The organism is Bradyrhizobium oligotrophicum S58 (genome assembly GCF_000344805.1).
GTDB classification, from domain to species: domain Bacteria; phylum Pseudomonadota; class Alphaproteobacteria; order Rhizobiales; family Xanthobacteraceae; genus Bradyrhizobium; species Bradyrhizobium oligotrophicum.
In genome coordinates, this window is the sequence record NC_020453.1 from 5676726 (window position 1) to 5694298 (window position 17573).

17 protein-coding genes are annotated in these 17573 nt (G+C 65.3%); 10 read left to right on the forward strand and 7 right to left on the reverse strand.

Annotated features, from left to right (window positions below; genetic code table 11):
• Positions 1–52: 52 nt before the first annotated feature.
• Both S58_RS24565 and hpaR read right to left on the reverse strand, forming a co-directional pair.
• Entirely contained in the window at positions 53–1138 is a 1086-nt protein-coding gene (locus S58_RS24565) for a malate/lactate/ureidoglycolate dehydrogenase (protein WP_015668083.1), read from the reverse strand.
• A 167-nt stretch (positions 1139–1305) separates the two neighbouring features.
• Positions 1306–1821: a homoprotocatechuate degradation operon regulator HpaR gene (gene hpaR, locus S58_RS24570; protein WP_015668084.1), complete on the reverse strand. Its 516-nt coding sequence runs from the start codon at positions 1819–1821 to the stop codon at positions 1306–1308.
• A gap of 114 nt (positions 1822–1935) precedes the next feature.
• On the opposite strand from hpaR, the gene hpaH reads away from it, so the two are divergent.
• Genes hpaH through S58_RS24595 form a run of 5 tightly spaced genes read left to right on the forward strand, consistent with a single transcriptional unit; the run spans position 1936 to position 7226 of the window.
• Complete coding sequence (hpaH, locus tag S58_RS24575) at positions 1936–2742, forward strand: 2-oxo-hept-4-ene-1,7-dioate hydratase (protein ID WP_015668085.1); 807 nt, start codon at positions 1936–1938, stop codon at positions 2740–2742.
• Positions 2743–2764: 22 nt separating this feature from the next.
• On the forward strand, positions 2765–3163 hold the full coding sequence (locus tag S58_RS24580) for a 5-carboxymethyl-2-hydroxymuconate Delta-isomerase (RefSeq protein ID WP_015668086.1): 399 nt from the start codon (positions 2765–2767) through the stop codon (positions 3161–3163).
• Positions 3156–4694, forward strand: coding sequence for a 5-carboxymethyl-2-hydroxymuconate semialdehyde dehydrogenase (gene hpaE / locus S58_RS24585; protein ID WP_015668087.1), 1539 nt, complete (start codon positions 3156–3158; stop codon positions 4692–4694). Before S58_RS24580 ends, hpaE begins: the two co-directional genes overlap by 8 nt.
• Positions 4695–4706: 12 nt before the next feature.
• A complete protein-coding gene (locus S58_RS24590) occupies positions 4707–5579 on the forward strand; it encodes a fumarylacetoacetate hydrolase family protein (RefSeq protein ID WP_015668088.1) in 873 nt (290 codons plus the stop codon).
• Positions 5580–5600: 21 nt separating this feature from the next.
• Complete coding sequence (locus tag S58_RS24595) at positions 5601–7226, forward strand: thiamine pyrophosphate-dependent enzyme (protein WP_015668089.1); 1626 nt, start codon at positions 5601–5603, stop codon at positions 7224–7226.
• A 34-nt stretch (positions 7227–7260) separates the two neighbouring features.
• Here the strand turns inward: S58_RS24595 and S58_RS24600 are convergent, their stop codons facing one another.
• The 3 genes from S58_RS24600 to S58_RS24610 all read right to left on the reverse strand — a co-directional run bounded on the left by S58_RS24600 (position 7261) and on the right by S58_RS24610 (position 9954).
• Positions 7261–8487: an MFS transporter gene (locus tag S58_RS24600; RefSeq protein WP_015668090.1), complete on the reverse strand. Its 1227-nt coding sequence runs from the start codon at positions 8485–8487 to the stop codon at positions 7261–7263.
• 64 nt (positions 8488–8551) lie between these two features.
• Positions 8552–9205, reverse strand: coding sequence for a DNA oxidative demethylase AlkB (gene alkB / locus S58_RS24605; protein WP_042340197.1), 654 nt, complete (start codon positions 9203–9205; stop codon positions 8552–8554).
• 5 nt (positions 9206–9210) lie between these two features.
• Complete coding sequence (locus tag S58_RS24610) at positions 9211–9954, reverse strand: 2OG-Fe(II) oxygenase (protein WP_042340198.1); 744 nt, start codon at positions 9952–9954, stop codon at positions 9211–9213.
• A gap of 192 nt (positions 9955–10146) precedes the next feature.
• Between S58_RS24610 and S58_RS24615 the strand changes: the two genes are divergently transcribed.
• The gene (locus S58_RS24615; RefSeq protein ID WP_015668093.1) at positions 10147–10953 is read left to right on the forward strand and encodes a transglycosylase domain-containing protein; all 807 of its coding nucleotides are present in this window, start codon (positions 10147–10149) and stop codon (positions 10951–10953) included.
• Between the two features lie 16 nt (positions 10954–10969).
• On the opposite strand, the gene S58_RS24620 is transcribed toward S58_RS24615, so the two are convergent.
• The gene (locus S58_RS24620) at positions 10970–12322 is read right to left on the reverse strand and encodes an amidase (protein ID WP_015668094.1); all 1353 of its coding nucleotides are present in this window, start codon (positions 12320–12322) and stop codon (positions 10970–10972) included.
• Positions 12323–12328: 6 nt separating this feature from the next.
• Complete coding sequence (locus tag S58_RS24625; RefSeq protein ID WP_015668095.1) at positions 12329–12655, reverse strand: AtuA-related protein; 327 nt, start codon at positions 12653–12655, stop codon at positions 12329–12331.
• Between the two features lie 218 nt (positions 12656–12873).
• Here S58_RS24625 and S58_RS24630 point away from each other — a divergent pair, with 218 nt between their 5' ends.
• The 4 genes from S58_RS24630 to S58_RS24645 all read left to right on the forward strand — a co-directional run bounded on the left by S58_RS24630 (position 12874) and on the right by S58_RS24645 (position 16879).
• Positions 12874–13287: a Zn-ribbon domain-containing OB-fold protein gene (locus S58_RS24630; protein WP_015668096.1), complete on the forward strand. Its 414-nt coding sequence runs from the start codon at positions 12874–12876 to the stop codon at positions 13285–13287.
• A 4-nt stretch (positions 13288–13291) separates the two neighbouring features.
• A complete protein-coding gene (locus S58_RS24635) occupies positions 13292–14431 on the forward strand; it encodes a thiolase C-terminal domain-containing protein (protein ID WP_015668097.1) in 1140 nt (379 codons plus the stop codon).
• 291 nt (positions 14432–14722) lie between these two features.
• Entirely contained in the window at positions 14723–15637 is a 915-nt protein-coding gene (locus S58_RS24640; RefSeq protein ID WP_015668098.1) for an SDR family oxidoreductase, read from the forward strand.
• A gap of 126 nt (positions 15638–15763) precedes the next feature.
• A complete protein-coding gene (locus S58_RS24645) occupies positions 15764–16879 on the forward strand; it encodes an SMP-30/gluconolactonase/LRE family protein (protein WP_015668099.1) in 1116 nt (371 codons plus the stop codon).
• Positions 16880–17573 lie beyond the last annotated feature (694 nt).

Below are 17573 nucleotides of genomic sequence, written 5' to 3' on the forward strand. Positions count from 1 at the left end.
TACCGTCATCTTTGTTCCGCTTTGTGTCGCGATCCCCGCGATCACACCGATATCACGATGTCGCCCGCTGAATGCTCGCCTCGCTGACACCCACTTCGCGCGCCGTGTTCACTATTGCCGCCCAGGTGTCATCGGGCAAGGGCACACCATTGGCCGTGCGCTCCGCCCGCATCTTGCGCTCGGTGTCACCCGGCACCAGCACCTGATCGACGCCTGACACGGGCTTGGTCGTCCGGATGAAATCCGTGTAGCGCGCAATCTCGCCATCGAAGAAGTCGGCGGGATCGACCACCTTCGGGTCGATGTAGATCGCGAGCATGCCGTTGGCGAAGCGCCGGTTCGCCGACGTCGCACCGGTGCCGGTCAAGGCGCCGCCGAGCAGCTCGCAAATAAAGGCGAGTCCCGATCCCTTGTGCTCGCCGAAGGCGCGGATCGCCCCCGTCCCCTTGGTGTGATCGCGCGTCCCTTCCGCCTCATAGGGCCCATACAGCACCGCGGGATCCTCGCTCAGCGTGCCGTCGGCATCGATCAGCGCGCCCTTGGGCAGCTTCTTGCCGCCACGACTCGCCACCAGCACCTTGCCTTCGGCGACGATGGAGGTCGCGAAATCCAGCACGATCGGATCCTGCCCGTGGCGCGGAATACCGACGCAATACGGCGCCGTGGAGAACCGCTTCTCGACGCCGCCATAGGGGGCAACCAGCAGCGAGCCCGCCGCGGTCACGAAATGAATCGACACGAGCCCTTCGGCCGCCGCCATTTCGGCCCAGTCGCCGACACGGCCGAGATGGCCTGAATTGCGCAGCGCCAGTGCGGCAAGGCCGCTCGCCTTGCAGCGCGCGATACCGATCTTCACGGCCTGCGGCGTCACGGTCTGGCCGTAGCCGAACTTGCCGTCGACCACGACCAGGGACGGGGTATCGACCACGACCTCCGCGGTCTGGTTGGGGACGATCGATCCCATCTTCTGCCAGCGGATGTAAACGGGCACGCGGATCACGCCGTGGCTGTCATGCCCGGTCAGGTTGGCCGTCGTCAGATAGGTCGCGATCCGGCGGGCCTCCTCCGGCGAAGAACTGGCGTGTTCGAAGACGTCAGCAACGAAATCGATGAGGCGCGCAACCTTGATAGTGACCATGACAACTCGCGGGTTCGATCAGCATGCGAAAACAGAGTTAGCATGGTTTGCCATGCCTGCGACGCACGCCCTCTCCGCTCGACTGCATCGCTTCTTATCAAACTGTTGGAGACCCTGCCAAGCAGGAGGCCTGAGGACGGATAAAATTGGAGCATCTCGGCACGACGTCAGTCATCGGCGTCCTCATCGAGATCGACGTCGCCGCCCATGCTCTGCTCGAGCTCGCCCAGCATTTTGTGCAACGCGGCAAGCTTACGTGCGCCATAGCGCCGCGCAATCGAGGCATAGACCGCCTCCGAGTTCGGCGCGACCTCGGCGATCAGCTTCAGACCCTTCGAAGAGATCGACAGCAGCCCACGCCGCAGGTCACGCGCGTCGACCTCCCGCTCGATCAGGCCGCGCGCCTCCAGGTCGCGGACGATGCGGGACAGGCTCGGACCGAGCAGGAACGCAACCCGCGCCAGCTCCGTGACCTCGATCGCATCGACGGCCGCCAGCGCACGCAGGATCCGCCATTGCTGCTCCGTGAGGCCGTGGCGCCGCAGGCTCGGGCGAAACTGCCGCATCACGGCCTCGCGTGCCCGCAGCAAGGCCATTGGCAACGACTGCGAGAAATCGCGCATCGGCAGCTTGCGGGCCTCCTTCGCTGCGGCTTTCGCAGCCTTCGCCCTGGTCTCGCTCATCTCACCACCCTCGCCCACCCCAAGGTTTGCACTGCAGCAGACATCATTTCGGTTTGCCTGACAAAACTTAACATGTTAATCATATGCCACCACCTGTCTTGCGAGGGATGACGCATGCCCCTGTCGAGCGACCAGATTCACAGCTGCGCCCTGCGCCTGGATCAGGCCGAAAAGGCACGCCGTCAGATCCGGCAACTCTCTCAGGAGTATCCGGACATCACGATAGCCGACGCCTATGCGATCCAGAAGGCATGGATCGACATCAAGGTGGCCGAAGCCCGGATCATCAAGGGGCACAAGATCGGGCTGACATCCAAGGCGATGCAGAGTGCGCTCAACATCGACGAGCCGGATTCTGGCGTGCTGCTCGACGACATGTTCTTTGCCGATGGGGGTCTCGTCCCCTCCGACCGCTTCATCGCGACGCGGATCGAGGCCGAGCTTGCCTTCGTCATGAAGCACCGTCTTTCGGGACCGGACTGCACGATGTTCGACGTGCTCAACGCGACCGACTTTGTGGTGCCTGCCCTCGAAATCCTGGACACGCGCATCGAGCGCGTCGATCCCGTGACCAAGGCGACGCGCAAGATCTTCGACACCATCGCCGACAACGCGGCGAATGCCGGCATCGTGCTCGGCGGCCGGCCGCTGCGGCCGCTCGACGCCGACCTGCGCTGGATCGGCGCTCTCTGTTATAAGAACGGGCAGCTGGAAGAGACCGGGTTGGCGGCCGGCGTCCTCAACAACCCGGCAACCGCCGTGGCATGGCTCGCCAACAAGATCGCCGCACAGAGGCTCGCGCTGGAACCGGGACAGGTGGTGCTGGCGGGCTCCTTCATCCGGCCGATCGAGGCCCGCAAGGGCGATACGATCCAGGCCGATTATGGTCCCTGCGGGACAGTGAGCTGTTATTTCGCCTGATACACCGTCGGAGTGATCTGTCATGCCGCATTTCAGCATCGAATACTCAGCCAATCTCGATTCGCGTCTCGATATGAACGCGGTTTGTGAGATCGTGCGCAAGGCCGCCAGCGAAACCGGCATCTTTCCGGTCGGCGGCATTCGCGTTCGCGCCATCCGCTGCGAGCACTATGCGATTGCCGACGGCAAGATTGACTACGGCTTCCTGGCGATGCTGCTGCGGCTTGGCGAAGGCCGCGACCTCCCTGCGCGGCAAAAAGCCGGCGAGCACGTCTTCAAGGCTCTCTCGGCCCATCTCGATCCGGTCTTTGCGAACAGCAAGTTCGCGCTGTCCTTCGACATGCAGATCAACGACGCCGCGACCAGCTGGAAGCGCAACAACATTCACGACGCCCTGAAAGCGGAGGCATCCCATGGATAAGGCCACTCCCAAAGCCGACATCTACAAGGCCAATCTCGACCGTGCCGCTCCCCTGCTCGCCAAGATCAAGGACGAGGGCATCGGCCATTTCATCGACGGCAAGGTGGTGCCGGCGATCTCGGGCGCGACGTTCGAGACGACGTCTCCGATCGACGGCGCCGTACTGGCCACGGTCGCGCGCGGCAATGCCGAGGACATCGACCGCGCCGCGACGGCGGCATCGCTGGCCTTCAAGTCCTGGCGCGACATGGCGCCGGCGATGCGGCGCAAATTGTTGCATCGCCTGGCCGACGCGATTGAAGCCAATGCCGACGACATCGCCGTCCTCGAATGCGTCGACACCGGGCAGGCCTACCGCTTCATGGCCAAGGCCGCGCTCCGCGCCGCCGAGAACTTTCGGTTCTTCGCCGACAAATGCACCGAGGCGCGCGACGGCCAGAGCACGCCGAGCGACGAGCACTGGAACATCTCGACCCGGGTGCCGATCGGGCCTGTGGGCGTGATCACGCCGTGGAATACGCCGTTCATGCTGTCGACCTGGAAGATCGCGCCCGCGCTCGCGGCCGGTTGCACCGTCGTGCACAAGCCGGCGGAGTGGTCGCCGATCACGGCGCAATGGCTCGCCAAGCTCGCCAAGGAAGCCGGTATTCCCGATGGCGTGTTGAACACGGTGCATGGTTTTGGCGAGGACGCCGGCAAGGCGCTCACCCAACACCCCGCGATCAAGGCGATCGGCTTCGTCGGCGAGAGCTCGACGGGATCTGCGATCATGGCCCAGGGCGCGCCGACCCTGAAGCGCGTGCATTTCGAGCTTGGCGGCAAGAACCCGGTGATCGTGTTCGACGATGCCGATCTCGACCGCGCGCTCGATGCCGTCGTGTTCATGATCTACTCGCTCAATGGCGAGCGCTGCACCTCGTCCAGCCGCCTGCTGGTGCAACAGAGTATCGCCGAGACCTTCACGGCCAAGCTCGCCGCGCGCGTGCGCGCGCTGAAGGTCGGGCACCCGCTCGATCCGGCGACGGAGATCGGGCCGCTGATTCATGAGCGGCATCTCGCCAAGGTCTGCTCCTATGCCGACATCGCACGACAGGACGGCGCGATCATCGCCGTCGGCGGCAAGCCTTATGCAGGACCGGGCGGCGGACACTATGTCGAGCCGACGCTGGTGACGGGCGCAAACCAGACCATGCGCGTCGCGCAGGAAGAAGTGTTCGGCCCATTCCTGACGGTGATCCCGTTCCGCGACGAGACGGATGCGATCGAGATCGCCAACGACGTGCAATATGGCCTCACCGGCTATGTCTGGACCAGCGACATGGGCCGTGCGCTACGCGTCGCCGACGCGCTGGAGGCCGGCATGATCTGGCTGAACTCGGAGAATGTCCGCCATCTGCCGACGCCGTTCGGCGGCATGAAGGCGTCCGGCATCGGCCGCGACGGCGGCGACTATTCGTTCGACTTCTACATGGAGACCAAGCACGTCTCGCTCGCGCGCGGCACCCACAAGATCCAGCGGCTCGGCGTCTAAGGAGAACAGCCCATGACCTCCCCTCGCCTCGCCACCTATGCCGTCGACGGCTCGGTCCGCTACGGGCTTGCCACCGACAACGGCCTCGTCGATCTCTCCGCGCGTTTCGCCAGGGATTTTCCGACCCTGCGCGAGGTGATCGCAGCCGGGGCTCTGCCCCGGCTGATCGATGCCGCCTCCAAGCTTTCGCCCGATCACGGTCTCGACGCCATCACTTGGCTGCCGCCGATCCCGTCGCCCGAGAAGATCATCTGCATCGGCGTCAACTATCCGGACCGCAACGCCGAGTACAAGGACGGCCAGGAGGCGCCGAAATATCCGTCGATGTTCATGCGCACGCCGCGCTCGTTCGTCGGCCACGAGGCGCCGCTGGTGCGCCCGCGCGCCTCTTCGCAGCTCGACTATGAAGGTGAGCTGGTGCTGATCATCGGCAAGGCCGGACGTCATATTCCGGAGAGCGCCGCGCTGGATCACATCGCGGCACTGACGCTGTGCAACGAGGGCACCATCCGCGACTGGGTGCGGCACGCCAAGTTCAATGTCACCCAGGGCAAGAATTTCGATTCCACCGGCAGCCTCGGGCCGTGGATCGTGCCGTACAACGACGAAAGCCAGATCGCCGATATCCGGCTGACGACGCACGTCAATGGCGAATTGCGCCAGGACGACCGGACGTCGCGGCTGATGTTCGGCTTCCGCTATCTCATCAACTACATCTCGACCTTCACGACGCTGGTGCCCGGTGACGTGATCGTGACGGGCACGCCGACCGGCGCCGGTGCGCGGTTCGATCCGCCGCGCTATCTCAAGCCCGGCGATGTCATCGAGATTGCCGCCGAAGGCGTCGGCACATTGCGCAACGGCGTCGTCGACGAAGCTCTGTAAAGTCAGAAACGGAATGTCAGCATGACCACCATGACCGGCGGCGAAGCCATCGTCAGCGGGCTCGTCGCCCACGGCGTCGACACCGTGTTCGGCCTGCCCGGCGCGCAGGTCTACGGCCTGTTCGATGCCTTCCACCAGGCGCAGTTGAAGGTCGTCGGCGCCCGCCACGAGCAGGCCTGCGGCTACATGGCGTTCGGCTATGCCCGCGCCAGCGGCAAGCCCGGCGTGTTCAGCGTCGTGCCCGGCCCCGGCGTGCTCAATGCCGGCGCGGCGCTGCTGACCGCGTTCGGCTGCAACGAGCCGGTGCTGTGCCTCACGGGACAGGTGCCGACCGATTATCTCGGCCGTGGCCGCGGCCATCTGCACGAGATGCCCGACCAGCTCGCGACCTTGCGCACCTTCGTGAAATGGGCCGAGCGGATCGAATATCCCGACAGTGGGCCGACACTTGTGTCGCGCGCATTCCAGGAAATGATGTCAGGGCGGCGCGGCCCCGCGGCGCTGGAAATGCCGTGGGACGTCTTCACGCAGAAGGCCGAGACAGCCGCAGCGAAGGCGCTGCCGCCGTTCGCGCCGCCGCAGCCGGATCCCGACCGTATCGCCAAAGCCGCCGCGCTGATCGCGGGCGCAAGGACGCCGATGATCTTCGTCGGCGCCGGCGCGATCGACGCGCGCGAGGAGATCCTCGAACTGGCCGAGATGATCGATGCGCCGGTGGTCGCCTTCCGCTCCGGGCGCGGCATCGTCTCCAATGCGCATGAGCTCGGGCTCACCATGGCCGCGGCCTACAAGCTCTGGCCGACCACGGACCTGATGATCGGCATCGGCTCCCGCATGGAGCTGCCGGCCTCGTTCCGCTGGCCGTTCAAGCCGGATGGATTGAAGTCGATCCGCATCGACATCGATCCCGCGGAGATGCGGCGCCTCGTGGTCGACGCGGGCATCGTCGCCGATGCGAAGGCGGGCACGGCCGCGCTGGCCGCTGCCGTGAGCAAAGTCGGCTATCGCAAGATTTCGGGACGCCGCACAGCGATCCGCGAGGCGACAGCTGCGACGCTGCAGGAGATCCAGAAGGTACAGCCGCAGATGGCCCATCTGAACGTGCTGCGCGAGGTGCTGCCGCACGACGCCATCGTCACCGACGAACTGTCCCAGGTCGGCTTCGCCTCCTGGTATGGCTTCCCGGTCTACGAGCCGCGCACCTTCATCACCTCGGGCTATCAGGGCACGCTCGGCTCGGGCTTCCCGACCGCGCTCGGCGCCAAGGTCGCTCATCCGGACAAGCCGGTGGTCGCGATCACCGGCGATGGCGGCTTCATGTTCGCCGTGCAGGAGCTGGCCACGGCCGTGCAGTATAATATCGGCGTCGTCACGCTGGTGTTCAACAACAACTCTTACGGCAATGTCCGGCGCGACCAGCGCGAGCGCTTCGACGGCCGCGTCGTTGCCTCCGACCTCGTCAATCCGGATTTCGTCAAGCTTGCGGACTCCTTTGGTGTCGCCGCGAGCCGGGTGACCGCGCCGGATCAGTTCAAATCTGCACTTGAGAAGGCGCTCGCCCATGGCGGGCCTTACCTGATCGATGTCGAAGTGCCGCGCGATTCCGAGGTGTCGCCATGGGCCTTCATCCATCCGCCGAAGCCGTAAGCCGAAGGGCGCGGCGGAGGGTGACCGGCGGAGGTCATGACGAGGACGCCCGCCGCGCCTGCAATCCGGCCGCGGCCATCACCAGCAGGCCGGCGCCCGCGACGAGCCAGCACGCGACCGGTGCCCATTGCACCAGCGGCGCATAATCCGGCAGCTTCTGCAGGCCGCCGGCGACCGCAGCCATCCGCGCCAATGTCGCAAGCGCCAATGCGGAGAACACGAGCCCGGTGACCTTGCCCTCGGCGCCATCAGTGCCGATCGCGAGCGCAGCCGAGATCGCGCTCATCATCATGCAGCCCCAGGCCGCACCGGCGACGAACTGCGCCGCGATCAGCATGTTCAACGCGCCCGCAAGCTCTGCGATCACGATCGCGATCGCACCGAGCAGACCGGCTATTCCCATCACGATGAGTCCGCCGCGATGCTTCACGATCACGCTCGCCGGGAACAGCACGAGATTGAAGCCGATCCAGAACACCGGCATCAGCCATTGCAGGTCATCCGGCTTGGCAAAGCGGAGGTAGAGGGTCGAGCTGTTGATGCTGAAATGCAGCTGATAGCCGAGCGCGAGGATCACCATCGCGCCGATGAACAGCAGCGGCAATCCCCGCAGCGGCTTGGGCTCAGCCCTGGCGGGTGCCTGCCTTGTCGCCGGACCAGCGTCCTGCGCAACCCGCGACAGGCCGAGCGCCGTCAGCAGCAGCACGACTGATGAGATGATGAAAGGCAGCCGCGGATCGTAGTCGCGCAGGATCACGCCGAGATAGGGCGACACCGCACCGGCCACGCCATAGCCAAGCATGACCAGCGCCGCGAGAAACGGAATCGTCGGCCGTGCCGCGTGGCGCCCGAGCAGGGTCAAAGGCGGCGCCCGCAGCACCGACGAACTGATCGCCCAGATCACGATCAGTCCGATGAACAGGGCCGGCCTGGCCGAGCTCGCCACGAAGGGCAACGCCACGAAGGCGCCGCAGGAGATCGCCGTCAACACGCCGACGAACAAGCCGAACCGCACGGCGATCGGCCCGATGCGATCCGCGGCGATTCCCATCGCCGTGTCGGACAGGGTGAAGATGGCCTGGTCCAGCATCAGGATCAAAATGACGGCGGAGGGAGCGATGCCGGCCTGGGCTGCGAGCTTGGGCAGATAGATCACGTAGGTGGTCCACAGCAAGGTGAACACCAGCTGCAACAGCGCGAGATGAAGTCCCAATCGCGTCGCCGTCGGCGCGCGCGCGTCCACATGTTCGATCGTGCTCATGGCCCTCTCCCAGCCTTAGCATAGAGCCGGGGATGCCCATTGCAAATGAGCGGATCGCGGAGGGCTATCGCGCGCGACGGAAGGTCAGGTTGATGCGCCGGCGGCCAAGCAGGCCATGCTCGCCGTCGGCCAGCGGCGCCACGCCGTGAAAGGCGAGCCGCGCCGGGCCGCCCCAGACGACGACGTCGCCGTGTAGCAACCGATAACGTTGCGCCTTGTCGGTGCGTTTGAGGCCGCCGAACAGGAAGGTCGCGGGCAGTCCCAGCGACACCGAGACGATCGGCGCGCCGATATCGCGCTCGTCGCGGTCCTGATGCAGCGACATCTTGGCGCCCGGCTCATAGCGATTGATCAGGCAGGCATCCGGCGCGAAGCCGGGAAAGCCTGCCTCACGCGCCGCCTGTTCCGCAAGCTTGCGAAACAGCGGCGGCATCGCTGGCCAGGGCTTGCCGCTCTCGGGGTCGACCGGATCGTAGCGGTAGCCGCTGCGGTCCGTCACCCAGCCGAACGAGCCGCAATTGGTCATCGCCACCGACATCTGGTGGCCGCCCGGAGTGACCATCTGGCGGAACGGCGCCTGCGTGATGATCGCCTCGATCGCGGCGATCAGCTCCGTCTCGTGCGGCCGCGCAAAGCCGCGCAGCAGCATCGCACCCGGCCCGAGCGGCTCGCGCGCCGGTCCGACATCGTCGAGTCCGTCGAACAGATCAGCCGTCATGCCCCTCACTTCGCATCGTGAAAGATCACGCCCAGCGTATGCCGGCGGCCGGAGCGCAGCCGGCTGACGCCATGGCGCATGTTGACCCTATAGCTGCCGCGCGTGCCCTGCACCGGGCGATTGTGGACCGCGAACACCACGGCATCGCCTTGCCGCAGCGGCACGACCTCGGCCCGCGACTGCATGCGCGGCCGCTGCTCGGTCAGCACGAACTCGCCGCCCGCGAAATCGCGCCCCGGCTCGGACAGCAGGATTGCGACCTGCAGCGGAAACACGTGCTCGCCATAGAGATCCTGGTGCAGGCAGTTGTAGTCGCCCTCGACATATTGCAGCAGCAGCGGCGTCGACCGTGTCTGGCCGGCCTCATGGCAGCGGGCGAGGAAATCGTCGTGCTTGCTCGGGTATCGGATATCGGTGCCCATGGTCGCATTCCAGCGATTGGCGACCGGGACGAGATGCGCATAGAGCAGCGGCCGCAGCCGCGCGATCGGATCCGGCAGCGGATAGCTGAAATATTTGTACTCGCCGCGCCCAAAACCGTGCCGCGCCATGACGACACGACTGCGGAAGTGGTTGTCATCCGGATAGAGCGACGCCAGCGCCCGGCATTCATCGGGTGAAAGTAGCTGCGCCAACACAGCGCAGCCGCCGGCATCGAGGTCGCGTTCGACCACCGCCCAGTCGATCGTGTCGACCCCGGTCGCGGCGGCAGAATCGATGTCGGGAGCTACCTGCTTGAGTCTGGCCATGCGATTCATCCCAGCTGTCATTCCGGGGCGGCGCGAAGCGACGAGCCCGGACTCCATCCTCACGATCGTGGTTATGGATTCCGGGCCTGCGCGCAAGGGCGCGCATCCCGGAATGACGATGGTGTGACAGAAAGGGCAGCGGCCGCCACCCGTTTCCTGGACGTTTTGGCATCATGGTGCCGGAGCGCCCCAATGAACCGGAACGCTTTCGGCGGAACCAATCTTCTGACGATGCAACGTCCACGCACCAAACGCCTCTTCATCCTGTTCGGCAGGTCGATCCTGGCCGTGCTCTCGCTCGCTGTCGTCCTGGTGCTCTACGCCGAAGGCTATGTGATCTGGTACTTCGAATACGGCCTCGGCCTCCCCACCGAGAGCCAGCTTGCGGCTCTGCCGACCACAGGTCCGCTGTGTGCGGCGAACCCGGGCAGCTCCTATGTGCCGCTCTCCGAGATTCCACCTCTGGTCCGGAAGGCCGTCGTGGCGTCCGAAGATCGTGATTTCTACGAGCGGACGTCGATCGGCCCTCTGGCCCGGCTCGCATCCAACATTGTGGCCGGCCGCCGGCCGGGCAATTCGAGCATTATCCACGCGGTCAGCCGGCAATGTCTTTGGACGCTGGTTCCGGAATGCTGCAAGGGACCGAACCTCGAATGGCAGTTCGGCACACAGGTCTTCACGGGCCGTATCGAGCGCACGTTCACGCGCGATCGCATCCTGGAAGCCTATCTGAACAATGCCTATCTCGGCCGCGGCGCCTATGGCGCTGCCGACGCGGCCACCGCCTATTTCGGCAAATCGCTTGCGAGCCTCGACATCGACGAGATCGCCCTGCTCCTCACGCGTTTCCGAATGCCGATGACCTCTCGGCACGACAGCGAGTGGCGCAATCTCATGCTCGACAGGATGCTGGCGGCCGGTCTCATCGACCAGGCCCAGGCGACCGCCGCCAAGGCCGCACCACTGTCCTTGATCGCTGGCCCGCTCCGCAAACCCTGAGCGCTCGCGGCCGCCGTCAGCCCCGCACCACGCCCTCGACCCCGGCCGCGATCTCCAGCAGCTTGCGGTCGTTGCCGCCGGACTGCGCCAGCATCAGGCCGACCGGCACCTCGCCATGGCGATGCGCCGGCAGCGAGATCGCGCAGCCGTCGATCATGTTGATGAAGGTGCAGTTGCGTAAGCTCCGGATATTCTCGCGGGCGAAGACCTGGTCGTCGGCGAGGTCGGCGATGACAGGCGCCGCGTTCGCCGTGGTCGGCATCACCAGCGCATCGTAGGGCGCGATCCGCGCGGCGGCGCGTGTCACCAGCGAACGGCGGCCGTTCAGCATCTCGATGTAGTCGGGCACGGTGATCGCCTCGCCGCGCGCGATGCGCACCGAGACGCGCGGATCGTAGACATCGCCCTTGCTGGCAAGCAGGAAGCGGTGCCAGGCATAGCTCTCGGCGGCGGCAAAGCCGCCCTTCATGCCGATGATGCCGACATCGAGAAACTCAGGGAATGCGATCCGCTCGATCAGCGCGCCCTGCCGCGCCAGGGTGTCCAGCGCGCGCTCGAAGGTCTCGGCCACCTCGGCATCGAGCTCGTCGAGCACGACGGTGGTGGGCACCGCGAGCCGCAGGCCCTTGACCGGCCTCCGCGCCAGCGGCCGGATCGGCTCGTCGGCCAGCACGGAATCGAGCACCGCGCAGCACGCGACCGTATTGGCGAGCGGACCAAAACTGTCGAGCGTGGTCGACAGCGGCACGCCGCCGTCGAGCGGCACGCGGGCCTGCGTCGGCTTGTAGCCGACGATGCCGTTGAAGGCGGCCGGGATGCGGCAGGAGCCGCCGGTGTCGGTGCCGAGCGCGCCATAGGCCATGCGGTCCACCACCGAGACGGCAGCGCCCGAGGACGAGCCGCCGGGGACATGGCCGATGTCGCGCTTCCACGCGCTCTTCGGCGTGCCGTAATGCGGATTGATGCCGATGCCGGAATAGGCGAACTCCGTCATGTTGGTGCGGCCGATCACGACGAAACCCGCCCGTCGCAGCCGCGCCACGACCGGCGCATCGGCGTCCGCCGGCGCCGAATCCTCCAGGGCGCGCGAGCCGGCCCGGGTCACCTGACCCTTGATGTCGAACAGATCCTTGACCGAGACCGGAATGCCGGCGAAAGGCGACGGCGCCGCATTGGCCTTGCGCAGCGCGTCCATGCCGTCGGCAGCCGCCAGCGCCGCCTCCTTGTCGACGTGGATGAAGGCGCGCTGGCCTTCTCCGGCCGGATCGGCGATCCGGGCCAGACAGTCCTCGACCAGTTTGCGCGAGGTGATGCGGCCGGCGGCGAGATCGTCGGCCAGCGCGGCAAGGGTCGGATTTGAAGCGGTCATGGCGTCCTATCGGGTGTGGTCGGCGGCATCGGCCGCGATGTCCAGATCGAGCAGCGCCGAGCTCAGCGATTTGCCGTGCGCATCCAGCGCCAGCGAGCGGGTGACCCCGCCGCCGAGCGCCCGGCTCATCACGAAATTCAGCGCCGCAATGTTGGGCAGCTCATAGCGGACCACCTCGCCCTGGACAATGCCGGCGAAGTGCGCCTTGACCCGCTCCGCCGTCACCTGTGCGAGCAACAGCGGATAGTGCTTCGGATCGTAGGCGATGACCGAGATGTTCGACGTATCGCCTTTGTCGCCGGTCCTGGAATGGGCGATATCACGCAGCTTCATCTCGGCTCCGATCATGCGATACGCATCAAAGACCAATTTTCGTCGGGCGGCAATTGCGGCCTGCCTGCTGATCTTGCCACCTCTGCTCTTGGGCACCTCTGCGCACGCCGGAGGGCCGCATGCGTGACGTGATGGACCGTTGACGCGTCTGCGTCAAATGGCGCATCACATCCGACAAACGAGCGGGCGACGGAGCCTGCCAGGGGAGGACAATCCGGATGGCCGAGGCAATGCGCGCACGTCCCAAGCCGACACCCGAGACACAGCATTTCTGGGACGGCACCAGAGCCGGTGAGCTGCTTCTGCAGCGCTGCGACGCCTGCGCGCATGTCTATTTTCCGCCGCGCCCGTTCTGCCCGTCCTGCGCCAGCCGCGAAGTCAGCGTCTTCAAGGCTACGGGCAAAGGCACGCTCTACAGCTACGTCATCAATCATCGTCCCGCCGCCCCGGGCTTCACGCCGCCTTACGCGATCGCCGTCGTTGCGCTCGAAGAAGGCCCGCGCATGATGAGCAACATCACCGGCTGCGCGCAGACGCCTGAGGCGCTGCAGCTCGACATGGCGCTCGAAGTGACGTTCGAGCCGCTCGACGAACAGATCACCCTGCCCCTGTTCCGGCCGGCGAAAGGCTGAGGCGATGCGCAGAAACCAGGTTGCCGTCGTCGGCGCGGCCGAGACCACCGAGCTCGGCATCATCCCGAGCATGTCGCAGATCCAGCTGCATGCGGATGCTGCGCTCAACGCGATCGCCGATGCCGGTCTGAAGCTGTCCGACATCGACGGCTTCGCCACTGCGGTCGAGACGCCGCAGCAGATGTGCCATTATCTCGGCATCACTCCGACCTGGGTCGACGGCACCTCGGTCGGCGGCTGCTCCTTCATGCTCCATGTGCGGCACGCGGCGGCAGCCATCGAGGCCGGCCTGTGCAAGACCGTGCTGATCACGCATGCCGAGAGCGGCAAGTCGATGATCGGCAAGCAGCCGCGCTCGATTCCGCCTGACAGCCTGCAGGGCCAGTTCGAGGCGCCGTTCGGCGTGTTCGGGCCGCCGAGCATGTTTCCCATTCCCGTGCTGCGCTACATGAAGACCTACGGCATCACTCATGAGCAGCTCGCCATGGTGGCGGTGGTGCAGCGGGAATGGGCGGCGAAGAATCCGCGCGCGATGATGAAGGACCCGATCACGGTCGACGACGTGCTGAACTCGCGCATGATCGCCTACCCGTTCCGCCTCTTGCAATGCTGCCTCGTCACCGATGGCGGCGGCGCGCTGATCATGACCTCGGCCGACCGCGCCAAGGATTTTCCGCAAAAGCCGGTGTACATTCTCGGCACCGGCGAGAGCGTGGAGACGCCGATGGTCAGCCAGATGGAGACGTTCGATTCGTCGCGTGCCTTCAAGGTCGCGGGTCCGCTCGCCTTCAAGGAGGCCGGCATCACGCACGCCGATGTCGACCATCTCATGATCTACGACGCATTTGCGCACCTGCCGCTGTTCGGGCTCGGCGATCTCGGCTTCATGCCGCATGAGGAGACCGGCCCGTTCATTGCGGCCGGCCACACGCGGCCGGGCGGCAAGCTGCCGCTCAACACCAATGGCGGCGGCCTGTCCTACATGCATTCGGGCATGTACGGCATGTATGCGCTGCAGGAGAGCGTGCGCCAGATGCGCGGCATCGCGCCGGCACAGGTGCCGAATGCGAAGATCTCGGTCTGCCACGGCGTCGGCGGCATGTTCGCAGCGTCAGGGACGATCATTTTTACGAACGAGAGGTAACGACGCTCGTCATCTTCGTGGCGATCTCATCTCCCTGCCCTTGCGGGCGCAGTTACCGCAACTGACGATCGTTTGGAGCGGCAGCGGGGCCTCCAACGTCCTTCGAGACGCCCGCCTGCGGCGGGCTCCTCAGGACGAGGGCGGATTTGGCCGAGAGATGTCAACCCTCATGGTGAGAAGCGCCTCTTGGCGCGTCTCGAACCGTGAGGCCCCGACTGTCCGATAAACATTCGAGCCTCTCCGTCGCCGGCGGGACGAGGTAGGGTCACACATCAAGCCAAGGAACCCATCATGACCAAATCGCTTCAGGACAAAGTCATCATCGTCACCGGCGCCGGCCGCGGCATCGGCCGTGAGATCGCGCTGCTGTGCGCCGCCGAAGGCGCCAAGGTCGTCGTCAATGATCCCGGCGTCGCCTCCGACGGCTCCGGCACCAGCGCTGCGCCGGCCGAGGAGGTCGTCGAGGAGATCAAGAAACGCGGCGGCACCGCGGTCGCGAATTTCGAGAGCGTGTCCGAGGCGATCCCCGCCAGCAAGATCGTGAAGGCCGCGACCGACCATTTCGGCAAGCTCGACGGCGTGGTCAACAATGCCGGCATCCTGCGCGACATGATCTTCCACAAGATGAGCATCGACGCGTTCGAGCAGGTCATCAAGGTCCATTTGATGGGCTCGTTCTACGTGGCCCACTCCGCCGCACGGCTGTTCCGCGAGCAGGAGAGCGGCGCTTTCGTGCACTTCACCTCGACCTCGGGCCTGATCGGCAATTATGGCCAAGCCAACTACGCCGCGGCCAAACTCGGCATCGTCGGGCTGTCGAAGTCGATCGCCCTCGACATGGGCCGCTTCAATGTCCGTTCCAACTGCGTCTCGCCTTTCGCCTGGAGTCGCATGATCGGCACCATTCCCGCCGAGACCGAAGCCGAGAAGGAACGTGTCGAGCGGATGAAGCGGATGGGACCGGAGAAGATCGCGCCCGTCGTCGCCTATCTGCTGAGCGATGCCTCGAAAGATGTCACGGGCCAGATCTTCGCGGTGCGCATGAACGAGATCTTCCTGATGGGCCAGTCACGGCCGCTGCGTTCGGTGCACCGCGGCGAAGGCTGGACACCGCAGACGATCGCCGAACATGCGATGCCGGCGCTCAAACCGTCGTTCTACAAGCTCGATCGCTCGGCCGATGTGTTCGGCTGGGATCCGATCTGAGATTTGCAGCGCGAAAAATCAGCTTGCAGCGCACACCATCTCAAGTTGTTTTTTATTTGAACAACCCGCTGAAAGCCACGATTTCGTCGTATGCTCGCCTCCCAACAAGAAACTGGGAGGACACACATGACGAATTCACGGCAGAATACGGCGCAGGATTCGCCGGTCGGAGCTGACGGCTTCGACCGGCGCACGCTCCTCAAAGGCGTCGCAGGCTTTGCCGCCGCGGCGGCGGCCGTCTCGCCCGCGCTTGCGCGCGATTACGGTCCGCATGCGGAACCACAGCGCTATCCCGATCCCGACATCGTCGTGATCGACGAGAAGCGCTTCAAGGCCAAGGTCGGCAACACCACGATCAAGCGCCTGTTCACCGGCTGCCTGTGGGCCGAGGGGCCGGCGTGGAACACACAAGGCCAGTACCTCGTCTGGAGCGACATCCCGAACAACCGGCAGCTGCGCTATCTCGACGACGACGGCCATATCTCGCAGCAGTTCCGCAAGCCGTCGAACGAATCCAACGGCAACACCTTCGACTATGAGGGGCGGCAGATCACGGCCGAGCGCACCCGCCTGGTCCGCTTCGAGCACAATGGAACGGTGACGGTTCTCGCCGAGAAGGCCAACGACAAGCCGCTCAACGGCCCCAACGACATGGTCGTCAACCCCAGCGACAAGTCGATTTGGTTCACCGATCCCGGCTACGGCTCGATCAACCTCTATGAAGGCCAGAACGCGCACAACGGCTCGAACCAGCCGTTTCAGAAGGAAGCGGTGTACCGGGTGGATGCACAATCCGGCGCCGTCACCAAGGTCGCCGACGAGCCGTTCAAGCCGAACGGCATCGCCTTCAGCCAGGACTACAAGAAGCTCTATGTCTGCGACACCGGCATCACGCATTATCCGAACGCCAAGAACGTGATCTGGCAGTACGACATCAACGGCGACAAGCTCTCCAACGGCAAGGTCTTCATCGACATGACGCTGGACGGCAAGTCGGGCTTTCCGGACGGGCTGCGGGTCGACACCGACGGCAACATCTGGGTCGGGGCCGGCTGGGTCGGCGAAGGCTATGACGGCGTCCACATCTTCGCGCCGGACGGCCAGCGCATCGGCCAGATCAAGCTTCCGGAGATCTGCGCCAATGTCTGCTTCGGCGGCAAGAAGCGCAATCGCCTGTTCATGACCGCGAGCCAGTCACTCTATGCGGTCTATGTCGAAACGCAGGGCGCGCATATCTGCTAGTTTGAACCGGCACTCTCACCACGAGTCGTCCCCGCGAACGCGGGGACCCATAACCACCGGCCGTCGTTGTCGCAGAAGGTCTCAGACGCTCTGCCCTATCGAGAAGCCACGGCGTATGGGTCCCCGCGTTCGCGGGGACGACACCATTGGTCAGGCACGGTCCCGCCAAGAACTCGGCTGTCGTCGCGGCCTTGAGCCGGAACGACGATGGTGGTGACGCCGCGGGAATGGCCATCGTCCGATAAAAAGAAAACTATTGCGCTTTTTCGGAAATCATGATTACCTCTCGCCATCCCGCCTCATGCAAGGGGCGTAGCGCGCGATCGTCACGACACGCGAGGCGGGGATGCGATGGCCGCGATGGAGTCGCAGCGTGTCCGAAGGGATGCGCGGACGAACGGCCTTGTTGCGGACGTGAAATCGCGTGGTCCTGGCGCCCCGATGCAGGCGTCAAGTCCGTGGTGATGCCCAGTGCATCGCACGGGCGACGGTGTCTACGAGCCGGCACACCGGGGAGATCGCGTATAAGCGTGAAGACATCGCGCGGGGAATGCCGGTGATCGGCTGAACCTGTGGTGACTGCCGCCTGCTTTCTTTTCTGCAGGCGGGCCATGGGTGAGGCCTTCACCCGGCATTCCCCGCGCCCTTGCACTCTCGTGAGGGACGAACTGATCGCAAAGCTCGGGCATGATGT

Excerpts from the sequence above, each read along its gene's own strand:
- S58_RS24565 (WP_015668083.1), bottom strand. The coding sequence starts at position 1,138 with ATGGTCACTATCAAGGTTGCGCGCCTCATCGATTTCGTTGCTGACGTC.
- hpaR (WP_015668084.1), bottom strand. The coding sequence starts at position 1,821 with ATGAGCGAGACCAGGGCGAAGGCTGCGAAAGCCGCAGCGAAGGAGGCC.
- hpaH (WP_015668085.1), top strand. The coding sequence starts at position 1,936 with ATGCCCCTGTCGAGCGACCAGATTCACAGCTGCGCCCTGCGCCTGGAT.
- S58_RS24580 (WP_015668086.1), top strand. The coding sequence starts at position 2,765 with ATGCCGCATTTCAGCATCGAATACTCAGCCAATCTCGATTCGCGTCTC.
- hpaE (WP_015668087.1), top strand. The coding sequence starts at position 3,156 with ATGGATAAGGCCACTCCCAAAGCCGACATCTACAAGGCCAATCTCGAC.
- S58_RS24590 (WP_015668088.1), top strand. The coding sequence starts at position 4,707 with ATGACCTCCCCTCGCCTCGCCACCTATGCCGTCGACGGCTCGGTCCGC.
- S58_RS24595 (WP_015668089.1), top strand. The coding sequence starts at position 5,601 with ATGACCACCATGACCGGCGGCGAAGCCATCGTCAGCGGGCTCGTCGCC.
- S58_RS24600 (WP_015668090.1), bottom strand. The coding sequence starts at position 8,487 with ATGAGCACGATCGAACATGTGGACGCGCGCGCGCCGACGGCGACGCGA.
- alkB (WP_042340197.1), bottom strand. The coding sequence starts at position 9,205 with ATGACGGCTGATCTGTTCGACGGACTCGACGATGTCGGACCGGCGCGC.
- S58_RS24610 (WP_042340198.1), bottom strand. The coding sequence starts at position 9,954 with ATGGCCAGACTCAAGCAGGTAGCTCCCGACATCGATTCTGCCGCCGCG.
- S58_RS24615 (WP_015668093.1), top strand. The coding sequence starts at position 10,147 with ATGAACCGGAACGCTTTCGGCGGAACCAATCTTCTGACGATGCAACGT.
- S58_RS24620 (WP_015668094.1), bottom strand. The coding sequence starts at position 12,322 with ATGACCGCTTCAAATCCGACCCTTGCCGCGCTGGCCGACGATCTCGCC.
- S58_RS24625 (WP_015668095.1), bottom strand. The coding sequence starts at position 12,655 with ATGAAGCTGCGTGATATCGCCCATTCCAGGACCGGCGACAAAGGCGAT.
- S58_RS24630 (WP_015668096.1), top strand. The coding sequence starts at position 12,874 with ATGGCCGAGGCAATGCGCGCACGTCCCAAGCCGACACCCGAGACACAG.
- S58_RS24635 (WP_015668097.1), top strand. The coding sequence starts at position 13,292 with ATGCGCAGAAACCAGGTTGCCGTCGTCGGCGCGGCCGAGACCACCGAG.
- S58_RS24640 (WP_015668098.1), top strand. The coding sequence starts at position 14,723 with ATGACCAAATCGCTTCAGGACAAAGTCATCATCGTCACCGGCGCCGGC.
- S58_RS24645 (WP_015668099.1), top strand. The coding sequence starts at position 15,764 with ATGACGAATTCACGGCAGAATACGGCGCAGGATTCGCCGGTCGGAGCT.